This window comes from Streptomyces sp. NPDC043867 (genome assembly GCF_056435845.1).
In genome coordinates this window covers 9026-10305 of sequence record NZ_JBWKDS010000013.1, presented here as the reverse complement: position 1 = coordinate 10305, position 1280 = coordinate 9026, and the positions used below count along the sequence as shown (strand labels likewise).

Below are 1280 nucleotides of genomic sequence, written 5' to 3'. Positions count from 1 at the left end.
GCCCGGTGGAGGGCGGGAATCGCCCTGTGGGGACCCCCGGGGGTAAGGGGGGGGACGCGACTGCCCCTCCGGGGGGGTGCGCCGACGCCGGCGTGGGGGCCGGATCCGGCCCCCGCGGTGCGCCGTTCGGCGCATGCGCGGCGCGCTCCCGGCACGGGCGCGTGCCCATCCGGACCGCTTCTCGTACCGCGCCCTGTCGTCGTGCCGCCGCCAATAGGATCTAATGGGCAGCCGCACGCGAGGCGGGCAGATACCGGGCGGCATCGTTCGACAGCCCCGTCTTTGATCCGTGCGCCCCTCAACTCCGGATGGTTTTGGATGCCCGTCTCTCCTCAGCACGACTCCGCCTCTCCCGTGGAGACTCCCGCGGGACCGCCGGCCGCGCCGCAGCACCACGGTCTGTTCCTCCAGCCGTGCTACACCGTCGACCTGCCGCCGCTGGACGAGGAGGAAGAGGCCTCCTACCCCGCCCCGTCGCGTCCCGCGAACCGGCCGCGCGGAGCGACCCGCGGCCGGTGACCGCCGCACGCCCGGCCGGCCCGTGACGGCCACCGGGCGGTCCTGCCGGGCTGCGCCGCCCGCGCCGAGGGGGCACCCTGGATCTCGTGGCCAACGCGATGATCGTCGTGCACCGGCCGTCGCGCAGCGGCGGCCGGCGGGTGAGCGTGCACAGGGACGGCCGGGACGAGGACCTGGGCCTCGCCCACTCCGACCACGACCTGATCGTGTTCCTGGAGGCCGCCGGACTCCCCGACCCGGACGACCTGCTCGACGACCCCGGCCGGGTGGAGTGGCGCGGCGGTCCCCCGCACCGGTGGGACGCGGCGTAGGCGTCGCGGCTCCCCGGGCGGGGGCGGCCTGCGCGGATCGGCGGGCGCCACCGGGACCAGCGGTCCCGGCGACGGGACTCCCCACTGGGCGGAGCGGCCTCCACGACCGGCGCCCGAACGCCCGCTCGGCGGGCCACCCGCCCCCACGACTGGCAGCGTCTGGCGTGCGGGCGTCCCGCTTGGCGGGGTGGCCTCTACGACTGGCGCTTGCGTGCGGGCCTCGCGCTCGGTAGAGCGCCGGCCTTACGACTGTGCCCGGCGTGCGGGCGTCCCGCTTGGCGGGGTGGCCTCTACGACTGGTGCTTGCATGCGGGCCTCGCGCTCGGTAGAGCGCCGGCCTTACGACTGTGCCCGGCGTGCGGGCGTCCCGCTTGGCGGGGTGGCCTCTACGACTGGCGCTTGCGTGCGGGCCTCGCGCTCGGTAGAGCGCCGGCCTTACGACTGTGCCCG

At 76.6% G+C, this 1280-nt stretch carries 2 protein-coding genes; both read left to right on the top strand.

Translation table 11 applies throughout. From position 1 onward, the window contains the following. The first annotated feature begins 318 nt into the window (after positions 1–318). Positions 319–519: a hypothetical protein gene (locus AC069T_RS15110; RefSeq protein ID WP_478783166.1), complete on the top strand. Its 201-nt coding sequence runs from the start codon at positions 319–321 to the stop codon at positions 517–519. 86 nt (positions 520–605) lie between these two features. Next, positions 606–830, top strand: a complete 225-nt coding sequence (locus AC069T_RS15105) for a hypothetical protein (protein ID WP_358854697.1) — start codon at positions 606–608, stop codon at positions 828–830. Positions 831–1280: the final 450 nt, after the last annotated feature.